Source organism: uncultured Campylobacter sp., assembly GCF_938045225.1.
Taxonomy (GTDB): domain Bacteria; phylum Campylobacterota; class Campylobacteria; order Campylobacterales; family Campylobacteraceae; genus Campylobacter_A.
Window position 1 is genome coordinate 1 of the sequence record NZ_CALINL010000311.1, and the last position, 18,453, is coordinate 18,453.

An 18,453-nucleotide genomic window follows, 5' to 3' on the forward strand; every position below is an offset into this window, starting at 1 on the left:
AAAAAGAGACAAAGCACAAACAGCTAAAAAAACGATAATTTTTCTCATTATCTCTCCTTTAAAAAATAATTGCGAAGTTTAGCAAAATGCAACTTGGTTGCAACTTAAAAAGCAAAAGCCTAAATTTATAAAAAGTCCCGCAAAAAGCCAGTTTCGCAGGCTCTTCGTATCGCCCGTAGCTACCAGCACGCCGTTTAGGGATTTTATGAGTAAGAAAAACGGCGAGGCAAGAAATATCACGCGGTTATACGCCATGGCTTCGCGTAAAAACTCCTCATTCGCGCCTAAAATTTTAAGCAAATGTGGCGTAAAAATAAAGCCCGAAAGCCCCATAAAAAAAGCGAAGAGAAGCACGAAAAACACGCCCTTTGTGGCGTAAATTTTAGCGAGTTTTTCTTTGCCGCCGCCAAGCGCGTTGCCCACAAGCGCGGTTAACGCAGAGCCAAAGCCAAGCCCCACGCCCACGACGCTGATATAGAGCAAAAAACTCATCGAAAAGCCCGCCAGCGCCTGCGTCGATATGCGCGCGGCAAAAAATACGCCCGTCACGTTGTAAAGCGTATTAAAGCTCATGGCGACACCCGCTGGTGCGGCTAGGCACAGCACGAGCTTGTTTACGGGCTCTTTTGTGAGATTCACTTGATTTTGAGCTCCAAAAGCGCGTCTTTTACGTCTTTTGGCACGCGGTAGCTGTCGCGGATCTTTGAGATCGTTTTGTTGTGGGTAAATTTACTCAGCCGCCCGCTCTCCAGTAGCTCTCGCCCCGCGCCGTCAAATTTGATAAAAATCTCGGCTAAACACCAAGCAGCCGCCATTTGCACGTAGTAGCGCTCGTCTTTTTCCTCGGCGCAAATTTCAAAAAACCGCTCAAGTGGAAGCGCATTAAAATTGCGCATAAAATAAACGTAGAAAAATCGCTTTTCGTATTCTAAATTTGAGCCTAGAGCCTGTTTTAGCAGCGCATCTACGTAGCATGCGCCCGTAAATTTAGGCTCAAAGCCGTCCGTCACCGCCCAGTTTGGCATCGTTTTGATAAACTCGCTAGATAGCTTAAATTTAACTTCGTCGTCTTTAACGAGCATTATCAAAAAGCCCTTTAACATGAACTCCTCGTGAAAAAAGGGCTTGTAATCGGCGATCTGCTTTAAATTTAGCTGAGCGAAATTTTGTTTTGCCAGGCGTCTTAGCTCGGGAGTTTTTACGCCTAAAATTTCGGGGCTTTTGATAAGTTTTTGCGAAAATGCCGCCAACTTTTCGCTCTTAAGCCCCTCTAAAATCTCTAAAAATTTGCCTTTTACGTCCACGCTAGCTCCTTTGCTTTTTAAATTTACCGCTGCATCCGTGTTCAAATTTGACGCCTCAAAAAGCCGAAGCGTCAAATTTGCCGCTCTGCGCGCCCAAAAGCAAATTTAAAGGCTCAAATTTTACTTTTGAGCCTCTTGCGCGCGTTTTGCCGACTTTTTGCGAGCGTAGATGTTGATGAGCTCCACGCCCAGTGAAAACGCCATCGCAAAGTAAACGTAGCCCTTAGGCACGTGCATACCGAGCCCCTCGCCTACCAGCGTAAAACCGATCAGGATCAAAAACGCAAGTGCTAGAATCTTGATCGTCGGGTTGTTATCGACGAAATTTGAAATGCCCTTAGACGCGAACATCATCACGCCCACCGCGAGGATGACGGCTAGGATCATGATCTCGATGTGATTTGCCATGCCTACTGCGGTGATGACGCTATCGAGCGAAAAGACGATGTCAAGCACGGCAATCTCTGCAATAACAAACCAGAAATTCGCATGCCCTTTGCTCGCCGAGTGCTCCTCGTGCTCGCCGCTGACGCTTGAGTGGATCTCGAGCGTGGACTTGCCGATGAGGAAAAGTCCGCCTAAAATCAGCACCAAATCGCGCCCCGTGATCGTAAAGTCAAACACGCTAAATAGCGGCTTGGTAAGCTTCATAATCCAAAATAGCGAAAGCAAAAGCGCAATCCTCGTTAGCATAGCAAGCGAAAGCCCTAGTATACGGCCTTTGTCGCGCTGCTCGGGCGGGAGCTTGCCGACTAGGATCGCGATAAATATGATGTTATCGATACCAAGCACGATCTCAAGCCCAGTTAGCGTCACGAGCGACAGCCACGCCTCGGGCGAAAAAATCCAATCAAACATTTTTTTCCTTTTTTATAAATTAGGGCGCGATTATAGCCAAAACGGGTTTAAATTTGATTGAGCGGGCAGGAATGGGAGTTTGGTGATCAAATTTTACGATTAAATTTGGCTGGTTTTTGTTTATTTGGCGGAGATTAAAATTTGACGCAATGAAATTTGAGCTTACAAAATACGGCGCAAACGGTTTTGAGGTTAAATTTTAGAAAATCCGAATTTAAGAAAAATTGTATTTAGATAAAGGGCGTTTAAGCGATAAGCGGATAAAATTAAAATCTTTTGTAAAATTTAAAATGAAGTGGTGACCCCTACGAGACTCGAACTCGTGTTACCGCCGTGAAAGGGCGATGTCCTAACCGCTAGACGAAGGGGCCACAAATTAGCGGAAATGGGATTTTACATTAAAGATAATAAAAAATAGCTTAAACCAAGGATAAAAAATCATGAAAAAATTTTCAAAATTTGCTTTAACTGCGCTCGCATGCCTTGCATTTGGCGGTTGCGCTGCGCTGCAAAGCCAAAAATCATCGGACAAATTTACCGTCACCATCCTCACTCCGCCGTTAAAAATCAACGACGTGGGCTTCCTGCATAAAACCGCAAACCAGCTAAATTTGCAAATTTACAGCTCTGGCGTAAATACGGTAAATCTAAAAATAAACGACAAAATTTGCATGAACGGCGCGTGTTTTGAGAAAAAAGAATTTAACAAAAAGTTCTTTTTGGAGGAGAGATACGACGACTTTTTCGCGGAAATTTTGGAGCGCAAGCCGCTGTATGACGGCATAAATGTAATGACAAATTCGTGCGGTTTTATACAAGATATAAGTAAATATTCAATAAAATACGAAGTTTGCGGTAAAAATATCAATTTTTTCGATGCTAAAAACCGCATAAAAATCATCATAAAAGAGCTTCAATGAAATTTATCGGCGCGCACGTCAGCATCGCGGGCGGCGTAGAAAACGCTCCGCTAAATGCGGCAAATATCGGCGCGAATGCTTTTGCGATGTTCGTCAAAAATCAGCGCCAATGGGAGGCTAAGCCGCTAACCCCAGAAAATATCTCCAAATTTAAACAAAATTTAAAAGCCGCCGGCATCGAGCCCAGGCACGTTTTGCCGCACAACGGCTATCTTATAAATTTAGGCCACCCAAACGAGCAGCAGCGCCAAAAGTCGGTTAGCGCCTTTTTGGACGAAATTTACCGCGTAGAGGCGCTCGGTCTAGCGATGATAAATTTTCATCCAGGCTCGTATCTAAACGAAATTTCGCCCGAAATTTGCCTCCAAAATATCGCAAATTCTGTAAATTTCCTACTCGAAAATAGCCAAAACGTAAGGCTAGTCATCGAAAATACCGCAGGTCAAGGCTCAAATTTGGGCTTTAAATTTGAACACCTAGCCTACATAATTAAACGCTGTACCGATAAAAGCAGGATCGGCGTATGCCTGGACACCTGTCATACATTTGCCGCGGGATACGACATCAGAGACGACTACGAGCGCGTGATGAGCGAATTTGACGAGATAGTCGGGCGCGATATGCTGTGCGGCATGCATATAAACGATACGAAATTTGACCTAGCCAGTAAAAAGGATCGCCACGAGAGCCTAGGCAAAGGCTTTTTGGGCTTAAAAACATTTGAAAACATCATAGACGACCCCCGCACGGACGATATCCCACTAGTTTTAGAGACGATCGACGAAAGCATCTGGGCGGACGAGATAAAAATTTTAAGAAACTTTAAAGGAGAATAAATGAGAAAATATATCGGCGTTTGCCTAGCGGCTTGCTGCTGCCTAAATGCGGCGGGCTTTAAAATCCCCGAGCAAAGCGGCGATAGCATCGCGCTTTTAAACTCAAACGTCGCGACGAGCTTCGGACCCGACGCAGCCTATAACAACCCGGCAAATATGATATTTTTAGACGGCGGACACTACCTAGAGAGCTCGCTAACCTACCTGCGCATGTCGAAGACGAAGTATAGGCACTATAACGGCGACAAACTTACCTCCAAAAGAGCAAACGCGCTCGTGCCTACCTTTCACTTCGTGACGCCGCAGTTTGACGACTGGCGCTTTGGCCTATCAGTCGTCGTGCCTGCAGGAATGTCGATGAGATGGGACGAAAGACCACCTAAGGCCACTTCTAAAAAATTCGACCTAAAAGTGATCGAGGTAAATCCTAGCGTCGCCTACGCGCTAACCGATAATATCGCACTTGGCTTTGGCCTCCGCGCCGTTTACGCCAGAGGAGAGGCCGTGCAGGAGGTCTCAGGCACTCTACCCGCCTCGCAGGATATCAAAGGCGACCGCATAAATTTCGGCTACAACGCGGCAATCACCTATAAACCGACTTCAAATTTGAGCCTAGCGGCCACCTACCGCTCGAAAGTAAATATGAATCTAAAAGGCGACACCGACATCAGCGCGCCGGCGCATCCGAGGGGGCTATTTCCTAGCGGCTCATATAGCGGCAGCGCAAAGCTATCCGTACCGCTACCAGCGAGCTTAAATTTAGCCCTATCGTACAAAATCGCAAAAACGACGCTGTTATTTGACTTTGAGCGAACGTATTGGTCGGCGTGGAAAGAGCTTGACTTCAACTACCCTGGTACCTCGGCCGCACACTATCGCAACCCGTTTTTTGCGGCATTTGACGCATCTAAAAAGCGTGACTGGAAGGATAGCAACGCCTACCGCATCGGCGTAGCGCACGACGCGACGGATAAACTCCGCCTAATGGGCGCGGTTACGTTTGACGAGGCCGCATCTAGAGCGGGCACCACGGGCTTTGACCTGCCTGATACCAAAGCCGTCATCTATGCAGCGGGCTTTAACTACAAATTTACGGACGCTTTGGAGCTGGGAGCTAGCTACTTCTACCAAGACAGAAAAGCTCGCGACGTAAACTACTACTCAAACGCGTCAGGGCTCTATCCAAACGGCAAATTTGAACGCGGCAACGCTCAGGCGATAAATTTGAACGTAAAATATAAATTTTAAGGCCCAGTCATGAACTACCCTTACGAAAATTTCGAGGATATGCTAAACGCCGCGGTCGATAAAAACGGCGGCGGTATCGCGATCTATACAGAAACTAGCAAGATTAGCTACAATCAGCTACGCGCAGACGCCTTTACGCTGGCTGCGTTTTTGCAAGGCATGGGCGTAAAAAAAGGCGACCGCGTCGCGATGATCGTAAATAACTCGCCCGAGTTTATCGCTAGCTACTTTGCCATCACGCTACTTGGCGCCGTGGCAGTGCCGATAAATACATTCTTAAAATACGAAGAATTCGAGTACATCATAAACGACTGCAGGGCGAAATTTCTCTTTGCCTCGGCCGAGCTAGCCAAAGAGATACGCGGGCTAGAGAGCAAAACGGCGATTAAAAAGATCGTCTGGATCGGCGATAGGGCTGAATTTGACGGAAACAATATCGCCTACGCTCACGCGCTAAACTGCCGTATAGAGCTAAATTTGACCGACAGACCAAAGCTTAATGACCTAGCCCACATCATCTACACATCAGGCACCACAGGCAAGCCAAAGGGCGCGATGATCAGCTACCGCAACCTCATCTCAAACGTCCAAGGCGCGCACGAGGTCTTTCACGTACGCACGAAAGATAGATTTGCCGTATTTTTGCCGATGTTTCACAGCTTTACTCTCACGGCGATGGTATTACTGCCGATATTTGCGGCATGTTCACTTATTTTAGTAAAGTCCATTTTCCCGTTTTCAAACGTCCTAAAACAAGTCCTGCTCAAGCGCGCGACCGTATTTTTAGGAGTGCCGGCGATCTATACGGCTATCGGCAAGGCCAAAATCCCGTGGTATTTTCGCTGGTTTAACTGCATTAGGATTTTCATCAGCGGCGGAGCGCCTTTGGCCGAGCAGACTATCACGGATTTTCGCGTCAAATTTCCGCGCGCGGTGCTGATAGAGGGCTACGGCCTTAGCGAATGCTCACCTATCGTATCGGCAAACACGCTGCAAAAACAAAAAATCTCAAGCGTCGGCTTGCCGCTGCCGGGCTACGAAGTAAAATGCATAAACGACGAGATGATGGAGCTACCGGCAGGCGAGGTCGGCGAGCTAATCGTAAAAGGCGACTGCGTGATGCAAGGCTACCTAAACATGCCAGACGCCACCGACGAAACGATCGTAAACGGCTGGCTACGCACGGGCGACCTCGTTAAGATCGACGAGGAGGGCTATATCTTTATCGTCGACCGCAAAAAAGACCTCATCATCTCAAAGGGCATCAACATCTACCCGCGCGAGATCGAGGAGGTGCTATTTAAACTACCTGAAGTCGAAGCCGCCGCAGTTATCGGTGTCAGAGACGAGCACGCGGACGAGGAGGTCACGGCGTTTATACAGTTTAAAGAAAATATGAGCCTGGATGAAAAAGATATCCGCGCGCATCTCAAGAAACACTTGGCGAATTTTAAAATTCCAAAGACGATTTATTTTAAAGACGAGCTGCCTAAAAACGCGACGGGCAAGGTGTTAAAGCGCGTTTTAAAAGAGCAGATAAGGGGTGAAATTTAGTGCGGTTTTTGATAGAGTTTATCGGCGGCGAGCAAAATTCTAAAATTTCCTCGCTCATAAAATGCAGCCAAAACGAGGCGAAAATTTTACGTCACCTGAGCAAAAGCTACGTCGAGGGCACTCCGCAAAGTAGCGCTTACGACGTGCTTTGCGCTGTTTTTGGTAGCGAGGAGTATAAATTTTTAGCAGGTCTTGCAGACGTAAAAAACCTGCTAGAAAGCGGCTGGATCGTGCAAGGCTTTTCTATATTTAAAAACCAGGGCGCAGAGGCCTCTGGCTCAAATCTGCTCGGCCTGCTTCACAGCGAGATCTCACTCTCGCCGCTTTTTCTAAAAATTTTAGAAGAAGGCGAGTTTGGGCTTACGCTGCCCGCAGTCGCGCCCTACGCCGATCATCTAGACTATCTAAAAGATCAGTTTTTGCGCGTGGAGCTTTACGGCAAGCTCTCGTTTTTTAGCAAAAACGTCTCAAGCGACGCCAAAAGCCGCCTAGAAAAAGATGTAAAAGAGCTAGAAACCATCATCGAAAAACGGCTAAATTTAAGCAAAATTTCGATCTCCGTCGAGCAAATTTTCAAAGATAACGCGCTAAACGACAAAGAGCAACTGATTTTTCTCGCGCTTTTAAAGGAAGAGTACGTCGGCGAAACGGACGCCAACCGCGATCTAAACGCGCTTGTAGGGATTTTAAGCGCGGATGAATTTGAACGCATCAAAAACCGCGCCCTACTAGACGAGGGCTCAAAACTGATCGAAAACGGTCTCATCGACTACGACGAGTCGCTAAACGCTTACGGCGGCTTTAGCAGGACGTTTTATATAACCGACGAAATTTTACAAAGCGTAATGCACCCCAAAACCCAGAGCAAAAGTAAAAAACTAGCGCTAGAAACTCTCGTAAAAGAGCAAGAGATCTTTGAGCTCATCGAGCCCTCGACCGACATAAACGACGTCGTGCTGGATGTCAAAGTAAAAGAGCTGCTAGATGCGATCCTAAAGCAAGTAGACCGCCGCGTGCTGGCGCGCCTATCTAGCTGGGGGATCAAGTCACGCAAAAACGTGGACGCCAAAATCATCTTTTACGGACCGCCGGGTACGGGCAAAACCATGAGCGCGCTTAGCCTCGCAAAGAGCCTAAAAAAGCAGGTTCTTAGCTTTGACTGCTCTAAAATTTTGAGTAAATACGTCGGCGAGAGCGAGCAAAACGTGCGTAAAATTTTCGACACCTACAAAGAAATCTGCGCCAAAAGCAAGAGCGAACCCGTGCTGCTGCTAAACGAGGCCGATCAGTTTCTAAGCACGCGCGTCGAGGGCGGCAGCGGCGCGGACAAGATGCACAACCAAATGCAAAATATATTTTTGGAGCAAATCGAGCGCTTTGAGGGCGTACTCATCGCCACGACGAACTTCTTGCAAAGCCTAGATATCGCGTTTTCTCGCAGATTTGATTATAAGATCGAGTTTAAAAAACCCGACCTCGCCGCTCGTCTTGCGATCTGGCGCAAAGTGCTGCCCGAAAATGCGAGCTTTGAGGAAAATTTCGACGTCAGGCAGCTAGCTAAATTTGAGCTAAGCGGCGCGCAAATCATGCTCGCGCTCAAAAATACGGCGCTAAAAGTCGCCGTGCGCGAGGACGGGATATTTACGATGAGCGACTTTGAAAGCGAGATCAAACGCGAGATGAGCTCAAATTTCGGCGAGGATAAGAAGGTCGGGTTTGACGGATAAATTCGGCTAAATTTGGAGTGCGGCGGATTAAATTTAGTTAAATTTAGCCTAACGTTTTTGTTAAATTTGACTGCGCTTGCTCTAAAATTGAGTTAAACGCTCGGCTTTATCGCGCATTTTTGCAAATTTAAGCATTAAATTTGCAGCTCGGCTAGCGAAAATTTGGCAAGCGATTTAAATTTATGCAACCCTAGCTACTCAAATTTGAAAAGGTTATCAAGCATGAGTGATTTTTTACTACGCCAAGTCAAGCTATTTTTAGGTATCGCAGCCCTTTGCGCTCCGCTGTGTGCGCTCATCTACTTTATATCAAAAGAGTATTTCGACGAAATTTTAGTCGGCATTTTCATCACGTATATTTTCCTGCTCGTTGTTTTCGTTTTTAAATTCATAAAGTTACTTTTAGGCTTCAAGGACGAGAACAAAAAGCCCGTTTGGGAGCAAATTTTAACTTGGCTGTCAAATATCGCTTAGATCGCCGCGCTCAAAGCAGAATTTACCCGCCAAACCCATCGCCCGCTTTTAAAATTTCATCCCTTAGCCTCTTATGTCCTGCCGATAGAGTCGCGATCTTAGCTAGTTTTTCATCCTTTATCTGTGTAAATTCGCTCTTTAATGCTGATAAAATTTTATTTAAAAACGACGCATTGCCGAGCATCTCATTTTCAAATTCGTATAAATTTAGCGACAGCAAAACGCGGTCTTGCACCTCGTCAAAGCTCGGGATAAAGAGCGCAAAGCCGTTTTGCTCGTGTGCGCGCATTGAGCCCGCGATTTTTTCTTTTAGAAAATACACGGCGATTTTAACGGCGTTTTCGTAGTTTGCGGCGACTTTGAGGTTTAGCTTTTCAAAAAACAGCGCCGTCTTTTGCAGCCCTTTAAATTTCGCCGTCTCATAGTCTCGCAAAAACGTCCTATACACCTGCCCCGCATACGTCCTAACGTCGGCAAACAGGGTATCGGAATGCGTTTCATCCTCTTTTTGCGCGTTTTCGAATTCGGATTTATAAATCATAAACTCGCGCTCCAGCCGAGCGTAAATTTCATCCAGCGCCGCGCCGATTTCTTCTTGTAGCGCGCTTAAACCCCGCTTGTACATTCTAAAAAATTTGGCAAATTTCACGTCGTTGTAGATGAGTTTTGAAAACACCTCGTCGCTGTCAAAATCCACCGCCTCATACGCGCTAGCTTCAAAATACTCGCCCTTTAGCAACGTTTTTCGCGGCGAGTATTTATACTTTTTCACGCTTTTTAGGCTAGCTAGGATCTCGTCTGCGACGAGCTTTGCGACGTGTTTTAGCTCGTTAAAGGCTAGCTCGATTTTCGGTTTAAAATTTTCTTGCACGGCTTTTAAATTTGACTCCAGCTCAGCGTCAAATTTAGCGATTATCTCGCCTGCTTTTTCGTAAATTTTAGCGATTTTTTCGTGCTGTTCGGCATTTACGGCAACCAACCTAGCGCACTTTTCGCGTACGAACTTTTCTTTTATCTCTTCGCCGCCAAAAAGTTCACGGATAGCGCTTAGCACAGCGCTAAAATTCGACTCTACTAAAAGCGCCGCATCGCCCGCAGCTTGCGCCGTTACGGTCTGCTTGGCAGAAACCGGGATGATGCGCTGGAAAAACCGCCCGTACGTCGTTTGCGCGTGAATTTTGAGCCTCTCAAGCTCATCCTTGCTTAGCTTATCTTTTTGATTTAGCAAACAGATCGCCGTTTTACCCCCATCCGCTAAAAACTCCTCGATCTGCGCGGCTTCGCTAGCGCGCGCGGCATTGTCGGCGAGGCTTAGCCAGATGACGCCAGCGACGTCTTTTAGCACTTCGTGCGTGACGGCTGTGTCGGCCTTTGAGAGCGAGTTTAGCCCCGGCGTATCGACGAAATTTACCAGCTTTAAAATCTCAGAGGGCGCGTAGACGCAAAGCCTGCTAACATCATCGCCAAACACGCGCTGATCGACGAAGCGCCCTATCTCCTCGACGCCTAGATACAGCTCTCTGCCGTTTTCGTAAAGCACGCTAAGCCCAGGCGCGGCGCCGTATCTGATAAAGGTAGGCTTTGAAGTCACGGGAGTTAGGCCAGACGGTAAAATCTCGCTACCCAAAAGCGCGTTTAAAAACGTCGATTTGCCGCTAGAAAACTGCCCGACTATAGCGACCGTAAGCGGGCTAGATAAAAACAGATCGAGTTTATTTAGCTCCTCTTTTAGCTCGGCGCTCGGGTGAAATTTGGGCTCGGTTAGCTCGTTTTGCAGCCGCCTAAATCGCCCGTGAAAATCGTCCGAAAATATCTTAAAATACCGCGTTTTATACGCGTTTATAAACTCCTCAAACACTTTGCAGCTCCAAATTTATGGCATTTATCGCCTCGCTTTGCGAGTTTAGTCGCTCTAGCTCGCGCGAGTCCCGCCCGCTAGTTTTTACTAGCTGGGCAAGCTCGATTTTTAGCGCCTCTTCGCTGATTGCGAGCGCCTTTTCTTTATCTTTTAGCGCGGCTTCGATCTGCTTTTTAAACTCGCTTTTTTCAAATTCGCTAAGCTCGAAAACGAAATTTTTGATCCGCTGGGCGCCCAAAAACTCCTCCGCGGCTACTTTGGCGGCCTCGGCTACGCCTTGCACGCCCGCATTTGCCGCGCTAGTCACCGCGTCCGCGACCTGGGCGCACTCTAAATTTATCCCTTTTGAGTTCAGATAGTCGTTTATGCTAAAGACCTCGACCGCCGCCATTTTGCACTCAAATTCGCCGAATTTCAGCGCGATATTTTGCGTGCACGCGGTGATTTGCCGCACGATCTCGTTGCGATTTTGACGCATCAAGACGATGACGCCGTCTTTGATCGTCGTTTGCGCGATACGAGCCAGACGCTGCAGGTCGATCTTTTGTTTTTTGGCTGCCGCGTAGTTTACGTCATCTGCGACGCGCTGCTTTAGCGTTTGCGCCAAAGACCTTAGACCAAGCTCGTAGCTAGCCGCGGTCTTGGCCGTATCTAGGCGCTCTAGCTCCTCTTTTACCGCACCCCTCACGTCCTCTAGACGGCTAGCTAGCGCGGCTTTTTGCTCGTTTAGCTCAGAAAGCTTTTGCGACAAGCTCAAATTTGAGCCCGTTAGCTTTAAAATCTCGCTTTGCGTATCCGCCGCAAACTGCGTGCAGACGCGACCGAGTTCCTTTTTATATGCCTCGATGCCAAGGCGCGATTTTTGGCTGCTAGGGCCAAAAAGCGTTTCGTAAAGATACTGCTTAAACTCCTCGACGCCGCTGTTTTGTCCGCCCTCAAAGTAGCTTTTGGCGCTCACGGCGAAAAACTCCGCCCCGATACCCAGCTCCCGCGTGCGCTCCTCGACGCTCTTTTTGGCGTAGGCAGCGACCTCGTTTAACTCGCCTTCTTTTAGCACGTCGGCGTGAGTTAGCAGCACGGCGAGCCTCACGGCGTGTGAGTTTTGCAAGCTTGAAACGATAAAGTCCAGATCCTTTTGCGTAGCACTTTGCGAGACGTTCATCAGGTGCACCATCAGATCGCACTCCCGCATAAATCGCCGCACCAGCTCCTCGCGCGCAGCCACCGCGTCGTCGATGCCGGGCGTATCGATGATGCGCACGTTATCCTTTAAAAGCTCCAGATTTTCGTAAAGCTCAACGCTTTTTACGAATTTAGCGTATTTGGAGTCCGCCGAGGTGTAGCGCTTGATCTCGTACGTTTTGACGGTCTTGCTAGCCGGCGGTTCGGAGCAAATCTCGCTCACGCTAGGGCTCTCAAATTTAGCTTCCGATTCGTCGTCCGCGTTAAATTTGACCTTTAAATTTTGCGCCGTTTTGCTCTCAAATTTAACGCCCGCACCGCCGTAAATTTCAGCTATTTCGTCATCTTGAACTTGGGCTATTCCAAGTTCTTTTAGCTCTGTTTCGCTCCAAAAATTTACCCTTGCAAAAGGCTCGGGCGAGTATTTTAGCACGGTCAAATTTACCGTCTCGGGTACGTTTGATGCGCTCAGGATTCTTTTGCCCAGCAGCGCGTTTAGCAGGGTTGATTTGCCCGCATTTATGACGCCCGTGACCGCGACGTTAAACTCTAGCTCATGCGCTTTTTGCCGCGCTTTTGCTGCTGCGTTTGCAACGTGCGCGCCCGGGTTTAGCGATAAAATTTGCTCGCAGATATCGTTTAGCGCGTCTATTTTTTGGTGAAAGACGTCTGATTTTTTAAAATTTGAGCCCTCTTGCTCGTTCCCTGCGGTCAAATCCGCGCCGAGGGCCCGCAAAAACTCCGAAAGCCTCTTAAAATGCGCGGCGGAGATTATGTTTTCGGTTTGCAGGATTTCTAAGGCGGCAATGAGCTTTGATTTTGAGATTTTAGCGGATTTTAGAGCGTTTATCGCGCCTAGCTGAGCGCACTGCAGGCTGTATATGTCGGCCTTTAGCCCAAGCGCATGCAGGATATCCCTAAACTCCTTTAGCGCCATAAATCTATCAAAATTCTCCGCATCCGCCGCGAGCAAAACGGCGAGGCTTCGCTCGTCTGCGAGAATTTGAGTTTTTGGGTCTAAAAATAGCTTAAGAGCGCCCCAAATTTCGCTTAAAAATTTATCCGTATCCACCGCTTCGCCTTTGGTAAAATTTGCGCCCGCAAGGTCGCTTTCGGGGCGAAATTTAGCATAAATTAAATTTAAACAAGCTTGGGCGGCGGGTTATTTTCGCGATAAATTGAAAGCAGTTCGCGGGAGAGATAAATTTGACGGCAAAATCGCGTCAAATTTACCCGAATTTACATAGCGGCTCGCGGCTGAATGATGTTTTGTTCAAATTTTTGCTCGGTGTCTTCGCTCATGATGTGAAGCACCTTGCTGCGTTTGATCTTCGCGTCATTCTTAAATATCGCGCGCACCTTATCCATGCCAGCGTAGAAGTCACGCATGAGCACGACGCAGATGTATTTGCCAAAAAATGTCGGCTTGATAACGCCATTTTCTTCATAGATCGCATTTACAAGTTTTAGCAAGCTAAGCTCGACAAATAGGTCTTTGTTGATGTTTGCATCGTTTTGCTCGTTGTAGGTTTTGATATCGACTGCGCCGTCAAAAAGCCTTGTTAAAAACGTGTATTTTAGTCTCTCTTTTTTGCTAAATGCACATTTTGCGATGACTGGACTTTGTCTCTCTTTGACCTTTCTGCCGTAGTCAAGTAGGTTAAATGCGTTTATAACTAGCTCGCCGTCAAGGAAGCTAAATGCCCCGCTGCCAACGCCCACGTACTCTAAATTTGAGCCCACGTATTCGTCGCGAAGGTCTGCGCTTTTTTCGTTTGAAAACGCCCAAGCGTTGCTTTGCTTATATCCGCCTTTGGCAAATTCGCTCACGATGATCTCGTAAAATTCGCGCTCGTTATCGACGTTTGAGACGCCCAGCGAGCGAGCGATGTTCTCTCTCGTTAGCTCTGATTTCATGAGCGGATAGAAGGTGATCTGCTGCGGAGATATCGATTTTGCGACATTTACGTCGTTTATTAGCTGCTCTTTTGTTTGATTTGGTAGGTTAAAGATGAGATCGAGGCTTATGACTGGGATCTTGCCAAGAGCCTGCTCGAGTTTTCTTTTTGTCTCCTCAGCTGAGCCAAATTTATCATATCTGCCAACTCTTTTTAAGGTCTCATCGTCAAAGCTTTGCACGCCTACGCTTAAGCGGTCGATGAGGCCGTCAAAGCGACTTAGGCTTTCTGGCGAGATGTGGTTTGGATCGCTCTCGGCCGAGATATCTTCGACACTAAAGAGCTCTTTTGCAAGTTTTAGCGTCTTTTCAAGCTCGGGTTCGTTGATAAGCGTCGTGCCGCCGCCGACATAAAGCGAGCTAAAGTCAAAGCCGGCCTCTTTTACCTGCCTCATCTCCTCGCGTAAATTTTCAAAGTAAATTTTCGCAAGCTCCTGTTCGTAGTGATACTTGTGAAACGAGCAATACGGGCAAAAAGTGTGACAAAAAGGCACATGCGCGTAGAGCATGTACTTTTTGTCTTTTTTTGGAGTTTTGGTGTAAGTTGTGGTCAAAATATCTATGTTAAATTCGTTGTATAGTGATTTTTGAATAGAATTATGAGCGTAATTTACCGCAAATTTTTCTATAATATTCTTAAATCCCACAATTAATTCCTTTTCTTAATTTTTATCGCGTATTTTACTTAGGTTTTGCTTAAAATAAAATTTTAAGGCCCTAGTCTAACCTATTTAAATAAATTTAACGTAAATTCTGCCGGAGAAATTTACAGGTGAGCTTATATATCTTTTTGTTGTATTTCGTTAAATTTTATCCATAAGCTTGAATATTTTACTCCTTAGCCCTTGAGATGATCTTGCTCGAGTCAAGCTCAAATTTCTCTCCATCTTTTGTCTGCAGATAGTAAAATTTACCGATATTGCAAAGTGATTTTATGCCATAAATTTTAACCGCTTTCTCATCTATCTCGCAAGGTCTTTGATCTTTGCCTTTCGCCTTGCAAAGTGACTTTGGTAGGGCATTTAACGCACTTTTATCAACTAGTAGAAATTTATAATCCACATCGCCTATATTAAATATTTTGGCTGAGTATTTGATAAACAAAAGCGAGTTTGAAACTATCATAAGAGTGAGCGCAGCGTAAAATACAAACGAAAAGTCCTTGGTTTCTTTGATGCTTGAAACGCCTAGCATAAACGAGAGCATGAATGAGCAAAATAGCATCCAAAGCGCCAAAAATTCGCTATTTTTTGAGATAACAACCGAAATGATAAAGAGTAAAATCATGAGAAACGACAAAAGATAGATGATAAAATTTGGTCTATCTTTAAAGAAAACTGCCAAATTTACTCCGGCGTAGGAGAGTAACAATAGCGATAAAATAGCGCCCCAGCCGTAGTTTAGCTTGAAGGCTGCAAGGGCTAAAACGGCAAATGAGACGAGCGTTAAAACGTAGATGAAATTTGAGTTATAAAAAAATAGAAATTTTGGCTTTTTAAATTTGTACTTTTTATCGTCTTTTTGGTATAAAAATGAGATAAAAACCAGGACTAATATCTCAAAAAAGGTGACAAATGCGGTAGCGCAAAAGAGCAAAATGCCCGTAAATATCATCTCTGAACTATCTAAGCTCGGGAAATATCCGATCTCGGAGCCAAAATACAAAAAGTAGCAAAGCACACTAATAATCGGCACGATGAAATTTGAATGCCTAAAGAAAAAAGCAACGCACTCTTTTATGAAATTTGCCTTTAAATTTGCCGAGTGCTCACTCAAACGACTCTCGAAAAATGAGTTTAAAAGTAGCTCGTTTTTGACCTTTTCAAGCTCGTCTGACTCCTTTGATAGCGCTCTTTTGTAAAATTCATAGTTTTGCTCGCTAAAGTCTTTTTTGATCTCGTCTTTTATGTCTAAGACAATAAGAACGATCTGCTCTTTTATCTCGACGAGTCTTTTTGAAATTTCAGCAAAATTTGTCCTATTTAGCCTATCAAAAAGATCGCTCTCTTCATTTAAAAGATCGATCAAACGCGCTTGTTTGCTATTTCTTATCTCGCAACATGAAAAATTCGCCTTTAAGAAATTTACAAATTTTTTAGCGTTTTTAATGCTCTCGTCTTTTTGGTTTAAAATATCTTGGTAGCTCAAATTTTACCTATCTTATTTAAAATTTATAAATTTAGTTATCTAAGCACCTTTGCGATTTCGCTCCAACCCAAATGCTCGGCTAAATCAGCCGCAGTTTTTCCGCTTTTCGTGCGCGCGTTTTTGTCGGCGCCGTTTGCCAGCAGTACGTTTACGAGCGCTAGATTGCCCGCGAGCGCCTCGTGGTGCAGCTGCGTAAATCCGAGCTCATCGGCGTCCGTGAGGATACTTGGGTTCTCTTTTACGTATTGCTCAAATTTCTCGCGCATATTTTTACACATCGGGTGCTCGGTCAAATTTTCAGGGTGTTCTTTTTGTTCGTAAACGACTAAAATATCGTTAAAATCGCCAAAATCAAGCCCCCACGCTTTATCGTGCTCTTTTAGCTCGCCCTTTTGCATACGCGAGCGCATCGCCTGCACGCTAAAGCCGCCGTACGCGCGTCCGCCCACTGCAAACATCCAGTCGCTCATCTCGTCTATCTTTACGTTCACGCGGTCGCCGTTTTTTACGTTTTGCACGGCGTCAGGCTCGTTTACGAGCGTGCCAGAGATAGTCTCGCCGTCAAAATCTACGTCGTTTATCCACATGTGCTCGCCGACTTCCTCGCCATCTACGACATCTAGGAAGCAAATTTTAACCATCGCAAAATCAAGCCCCGGCACGACCCTGTGGCGCTCCCAGTAAAGCTCGCGCCAAAAATACCTAAAACTCTCGCGCGCCTGCTCGAATGCGCGCTGCATATAGTCCTCTTCGTTACTTGCGAAATAAATCGGCATTTGCTCGCCCAGATCGACTTGTTTGCCGAAAATTTTCTTAAAAAAGCCCATTTTTATCCTTATTTATTTTTAAATTGAGAGTTAAAATTTCGATACGTTAAATTTGCGGCTAAATTTGACGAGCCGTCAAATTTTGAATACAAAAATCAAGCGACGGTTTCGCGAGACGAATTTAAATGTTGCGACGAAAAATCGAGCGTGCGCTAGGCATGTAGCCTGCGGAGCGAAATTTTTCTAGCTCATTTAAAAGCGCTCGCGAAAATACCCGCTATTTTAAGTTTTTAAAACTAATCGGCAGCTCCAAATTTAACCCCTTCACAAGCCTAATGCACTCCTGCAGATCGTCTATGCTTTTGCTTGTCACCCTGATCTCTTCGCCCCTAATCTGCGCGCTTACCTTGATCTTTGAGTCTTTGATCGCCTTGGTGATCTTTTTTGAGTTTTCGCCGTCAAGCGTGTCGTTTAGCTTTAGCGTAGCCTTTAAATTTCCCCCGCTCGCTGGCTCTCTTTTTGTCTCTGTGATCGCAACTGGCGGGATGTTACGCTTGATGAGCTTTGAGATCACTATATCTTTTAGCGCGTCGATCTTGTTGTCGCTTGAGCTAAGAAGCGTTATAAATTTCTCTTTTTCATTTAGCTCTACTTCGGCCGCAAGCCCTTTAAAATCATACCTCGCTGCGATCTCTTTTTTCGCCGTCTCAAGAGCGTTTTTAACCTCCATCATATCGACCTCGGCACTTATATCAAAGCTGTGTTCGCTTGCCATTTTCTATCCTTTTATAAATTCTTCTATATTTTTAACTATGAGCGAGATTAGCCGTTTTCTAGCCTCCAAGCTGCCCCATGCTACGTGCGGAGTGAGTATCAAATTTTCCTTGTTTTTGATACGAAGCAGCGGATGATCCACACGCATAGGCTCGGTCTCTAGCACATCCGAGGCAAAACGCAAATTTCGCCCGTCTATCGCGCGAGCTACGGCGTTTTCGTCAACAATACCGCCGCGTCCGAAGTTCATGAGTAAGGCGCTCTCTTTCATCAAATTTAGCTCCCGCTCGCCGATCAAATTTCGCGTTTTTTCGTTTAGCGGAGCATGGATGCTCACGATATCGCAGTCGCTTAAAAGCTCGTCTAAATTTAGCCTTTTAAACTCGGCGTTTGCGTTTGCGCCGCTAGTGGAGTAGTAGCTCACATTCGCACCAAATGCCGCCGCGATGCGCGCCACGCCTCTTCCGATCTCGCCAAGGCCGATGACGCCAAAGCTCTTGCCCGCGATCTCGCCGATACTACGGTCTAGATTCGTAAAAATTTCGCTCTTTGCCCACTCGCCACTTTGCGCGTAGTTATCGTAAAATTTGATGCGATTAGTCAGCGCAAAAAGGCAAGCAAACGTATGCTGCACGACGCTGGCGGTGGAATACCCGGCGACGTTTTTTACCGCGATGCCTTTTGCCGCGGCGTAGGCGAGATCGACGTTGTTCATACCCGTCGCGCTTATGCAGATTAGCTTTAGATTTGACGCGTCCATCGTCTCTTTGTCGATCACGACTTTGTTCGTGATGACGACGTCTGCGCCCTTTAGCCGCTCTATGCGCTCGGCCGCGCCAGTCGTCT

At 46.3% G+C, this 18,453-nt stretch carries 16 protein-coding genes and 1 tRNA gene; 6 read left to right on the forward strand and 11 right to left on the reverse strand.

From position 1 onward, the window contains the following. Window positions 1-78: 78 nt before the first annotated feature. From Q0200_RS11295 to Q0200_RS11310, 4 genes are all read right to left on the reverse strand, one after another. A complete protein-coding gene (locus Q0200_RS11295) occupies window positions 79-639 on the reverse strand; it encodes an MATE family efflux transporter (protein ID WP_297941210.1) in 561 nt (186 codons plus the stop codon). Beyond that, a complete protein-coding gene (locus Q0200_RS11300) occupies window positions 636-1,349 on the reverse strand; it encodes a DNA alkylation repair protein (protein ID WP_297941211.1) in 714 nt (237 codons plus the stop codon). Before Q0200_RS11300 ends, Q0200_RS11295 begins: the two co-directional genes overlap by 4 nt. 75 nt (window positions 1,350-1,424) lie before the next feature. Further along, the gene (locus Q0200_RS11305) at window positions 1,425-2,162 is read right to left on the reverse strand and encodes a TerC family protein (RefSeq protein ID WP_297941212.1); all 738 of its coding nucleotides are present in this window, start codon (window positions 2,160-2,162) and stop codon (window positions 1,425-1,427) included. 296 nt (window positions 2,163-2,458) lie between these two features. Further along, window positions 2,459-2,533, reverse strand: a tRNA-Glu gene (locus Q0200_RS11310). A gap of 69 nt (window positions 2,534-2,602) precedes the next feature. Between Q0200_RS11310 and Q0200_RS11315 the strand changes: the two genes are divergently transcribed. From Q0200_RS11315 to Q0200_RS11340, 6 genes are all read left to right on the forward strand, one after another. Beyond that, window positions 2,603-3,082, forward strand: coding sequence for a hypothetical protein (locus Q0200_RS11315; protein WP_297941213.1), 480 nt, complete (start codon window positions 2,603-2,605; stop codon window positions 3,080-3,082). After that, window positions 3,079-3,918, forward strand: coding sequence for a deoxyribonuclease IV (nfo, locus tag Q0200_RS11320; protein ID WP_297941214.1), 840 nt, complete (start codon window positions 3,079-3,081; stop codon window positions 3,916-3,918). Before Q0200_RS11315 ends, nfo begins: the two co-directional genes overlap by 4 nt. Continuing rightward, window positions 3,919-5,166: an OmpP1/FadL family transporter gene (locus Q0200_RS11325; RefSeq protein ID WP_297941215.1), complete on the forward strand. Its 1,248-nt coding sequence runs from the start codon at window positions 3,919-3,921 to the stop codon at window positions 5,164-5,166. Between the two features lie 9 nt (window positions 5,167-5,175). Continuing rightward, window positions 5,176-6,720 carry a fatty acid--CoA ligase gene (locus Q0200_RS11330; protein ID WP_297941216.1) on the forward strand — a complete coding sequence of 515 codons (1,545 nt, stop codon included), beginning with the start codon at window positions 5,176-5,178 and terminating at the stop codon, window positions 6,718-6,720. Beyond that, window positions 6,720-8,447, forward strand: coding sequence for an ATP-binding protein (locus Q0200_RS11335; protein ID WP_297941217.1), 1,728 nt, complete (start codon window positions 6,720-6,722; stop codon window positions 8,445-8,447). Before Q0200_RS11330 ends, Q0200_RS11335 begins: the two co-directional genes overlap by 1 nt. 222 nt (window positions 8,448-8,669) lie before the next feature. Further along, window positions 8,670-8,921, forward strand: coding sequence for a hypothetical protein (locus tag Q0200_RS11340; RefSeq protein ID WP_297941218.1), 252 nt, complete (start codon window positions 8,670-8,672; stop codon window positions 8,919-8,921). Between the two features lie 22 nt (window positions 8,922-8,943). Here the strand turns inward: Q0200_RS11340 and Q0200_RS11345 are convergent, their stop codons facing one another. From Q0200_RS11345 to Q0200_RS11375, 7 genes are all read right to left on the reverse strand, one after another. Beyond that, window positions 8,944-10,779, reverse strand: coding sequence for a dynamin family protein (locus Q0200_RS11345; protein ID WP_297941219.1), 1,836 nt, complete (start codon window positions 10,777-10,779; stop codon window positions 8,944-8,946). After that, window positions 10,772-13,033: a dynamin family protein gene (locus tag Q0200_RS11350; RefSeq protein ID WP_297941220.1), complete on the reverse strand. Its 2,262-nt coding sequence runs from the start codon at window positions 13,031-13,033 to the stop codon at window positions 10,772-10,774. Before Q0200_RS11350 ends, Q0200_RS11345 begins: the two co-directional genes overlap by 8 nt. Before the next feature lie 167 nt (window positions 13,034-13,200). After that, a complete protein-coding gene (locus tag Q0200_RS11355) occupies window positions 13,201-14,565 on the reverse strand; it encodes a coproporphyrinogen III oxidase family protein (protein WP_297941221.1) in 1,365 nt (454 codons plus the stop codon). 184 nt (window positions 14,566-14,749) lie between these two features. Beyond that, window positions 14,750-16,066: a hypothetical protein gene (locus tag Q0200_RS11360; RefSeq protein ID WP_297941222.1), complete on the reverse strand. Its 1,317-nt coding sequence runs from the start codon at window positions 16,064-16,066 to the stop codon at window positions 14,750-14,752. 35 nt (window positions 16,067-16,101) lie between these two features. Then, complete coding sequence (locus Q0200_RS11365) at window positions 16,102-16,893, reverse strand: DUF2314 domain-containing protein (RefSeq protein ID WP_297941223.1); 792 nt, start codon at window positions 16,891-16,893, stop codon at window positions 16,102-16,104. A 217-nt stretch (window positions 16,894-17,110) separates the two neighbouring features. Then, window positions 17,111-17,608: a YajQ family cyclic di-GMP-binding protein gene (locus tag Q0200_RS11370; RefSeq protein WP_297941224.1), complete on the reverse strand. Its 498-nt coding sequence runs from the start codon at window positions 17,606-17,608 to the stop codon at window positions 17,111-17,113. A gap of 3 nt (window positions 17,609-17,611) precedes the next feature. Beyond that, window positions 17,612-18,453 (reverse strand): D-2-hydroxyacid dehydrogenase (locus Q0200_RS11375; protein WP_297941225.1); only part of this gene is annotated, 842 nt, incomplete at its 5' end.

Coding starts and splice junctions, on each gene's coding strand:
- Q0200_RS11340 (WP_297941218.1), top strand. CDS start 8,670: ATGAGTGATTTTTTACTACGCCAAGTCAAGCTATTTTTAGGTATCGCA.
- Q0200_RS11365 (WP_297941223.1), bottom strand. CDS start 16,893: ATGGGCTTTTTTAAGAAAATTTTCGGCAAACAAGTCGATCTGGGCGAG.
- Q0200_RS11305 (WP_297941212.1), bottom strand. CDS start 2,162: ATGTTTGATTGGATTTTTTCGCCCGAGGCGTGGCTGTCGCTCGTGACG.
- Q0200_RS11325 (WP_297941215.1), top strand. CDS start 3,919: ATGAGAAAATATATCGGCGTTTGCCTAGCGGCTTGCTGCTGCCTAAAT.
- Q0200_RS11330 (WP_297941216.1), top strand. CDS start 5,176: ATGAACTACCCTTACGAAAATTTCGAGGATATGCTAAACGCCGCGGTC.
- Q0200_RS11315 (WP_297941213.1), top strand. CDS start 2,603: ATGAAAAAATTTTCAAAATTTGCTTTAACTGCGCTCGCATGCCTTGCA.
- Q0200_RS11370 (WP_297941224.1), bottom strand. CDS start 17,608: ATGGCAAGCGAACACAGCTTTGATATAAGTGCCGAGGTCGATATGATG.
- nfo (WP_297941214.1), top strand. CDS start 3,079: ATGAAATTTATCGGCGCGCACGTCAGCATCGCGGGCGGCGTAGAAAAC.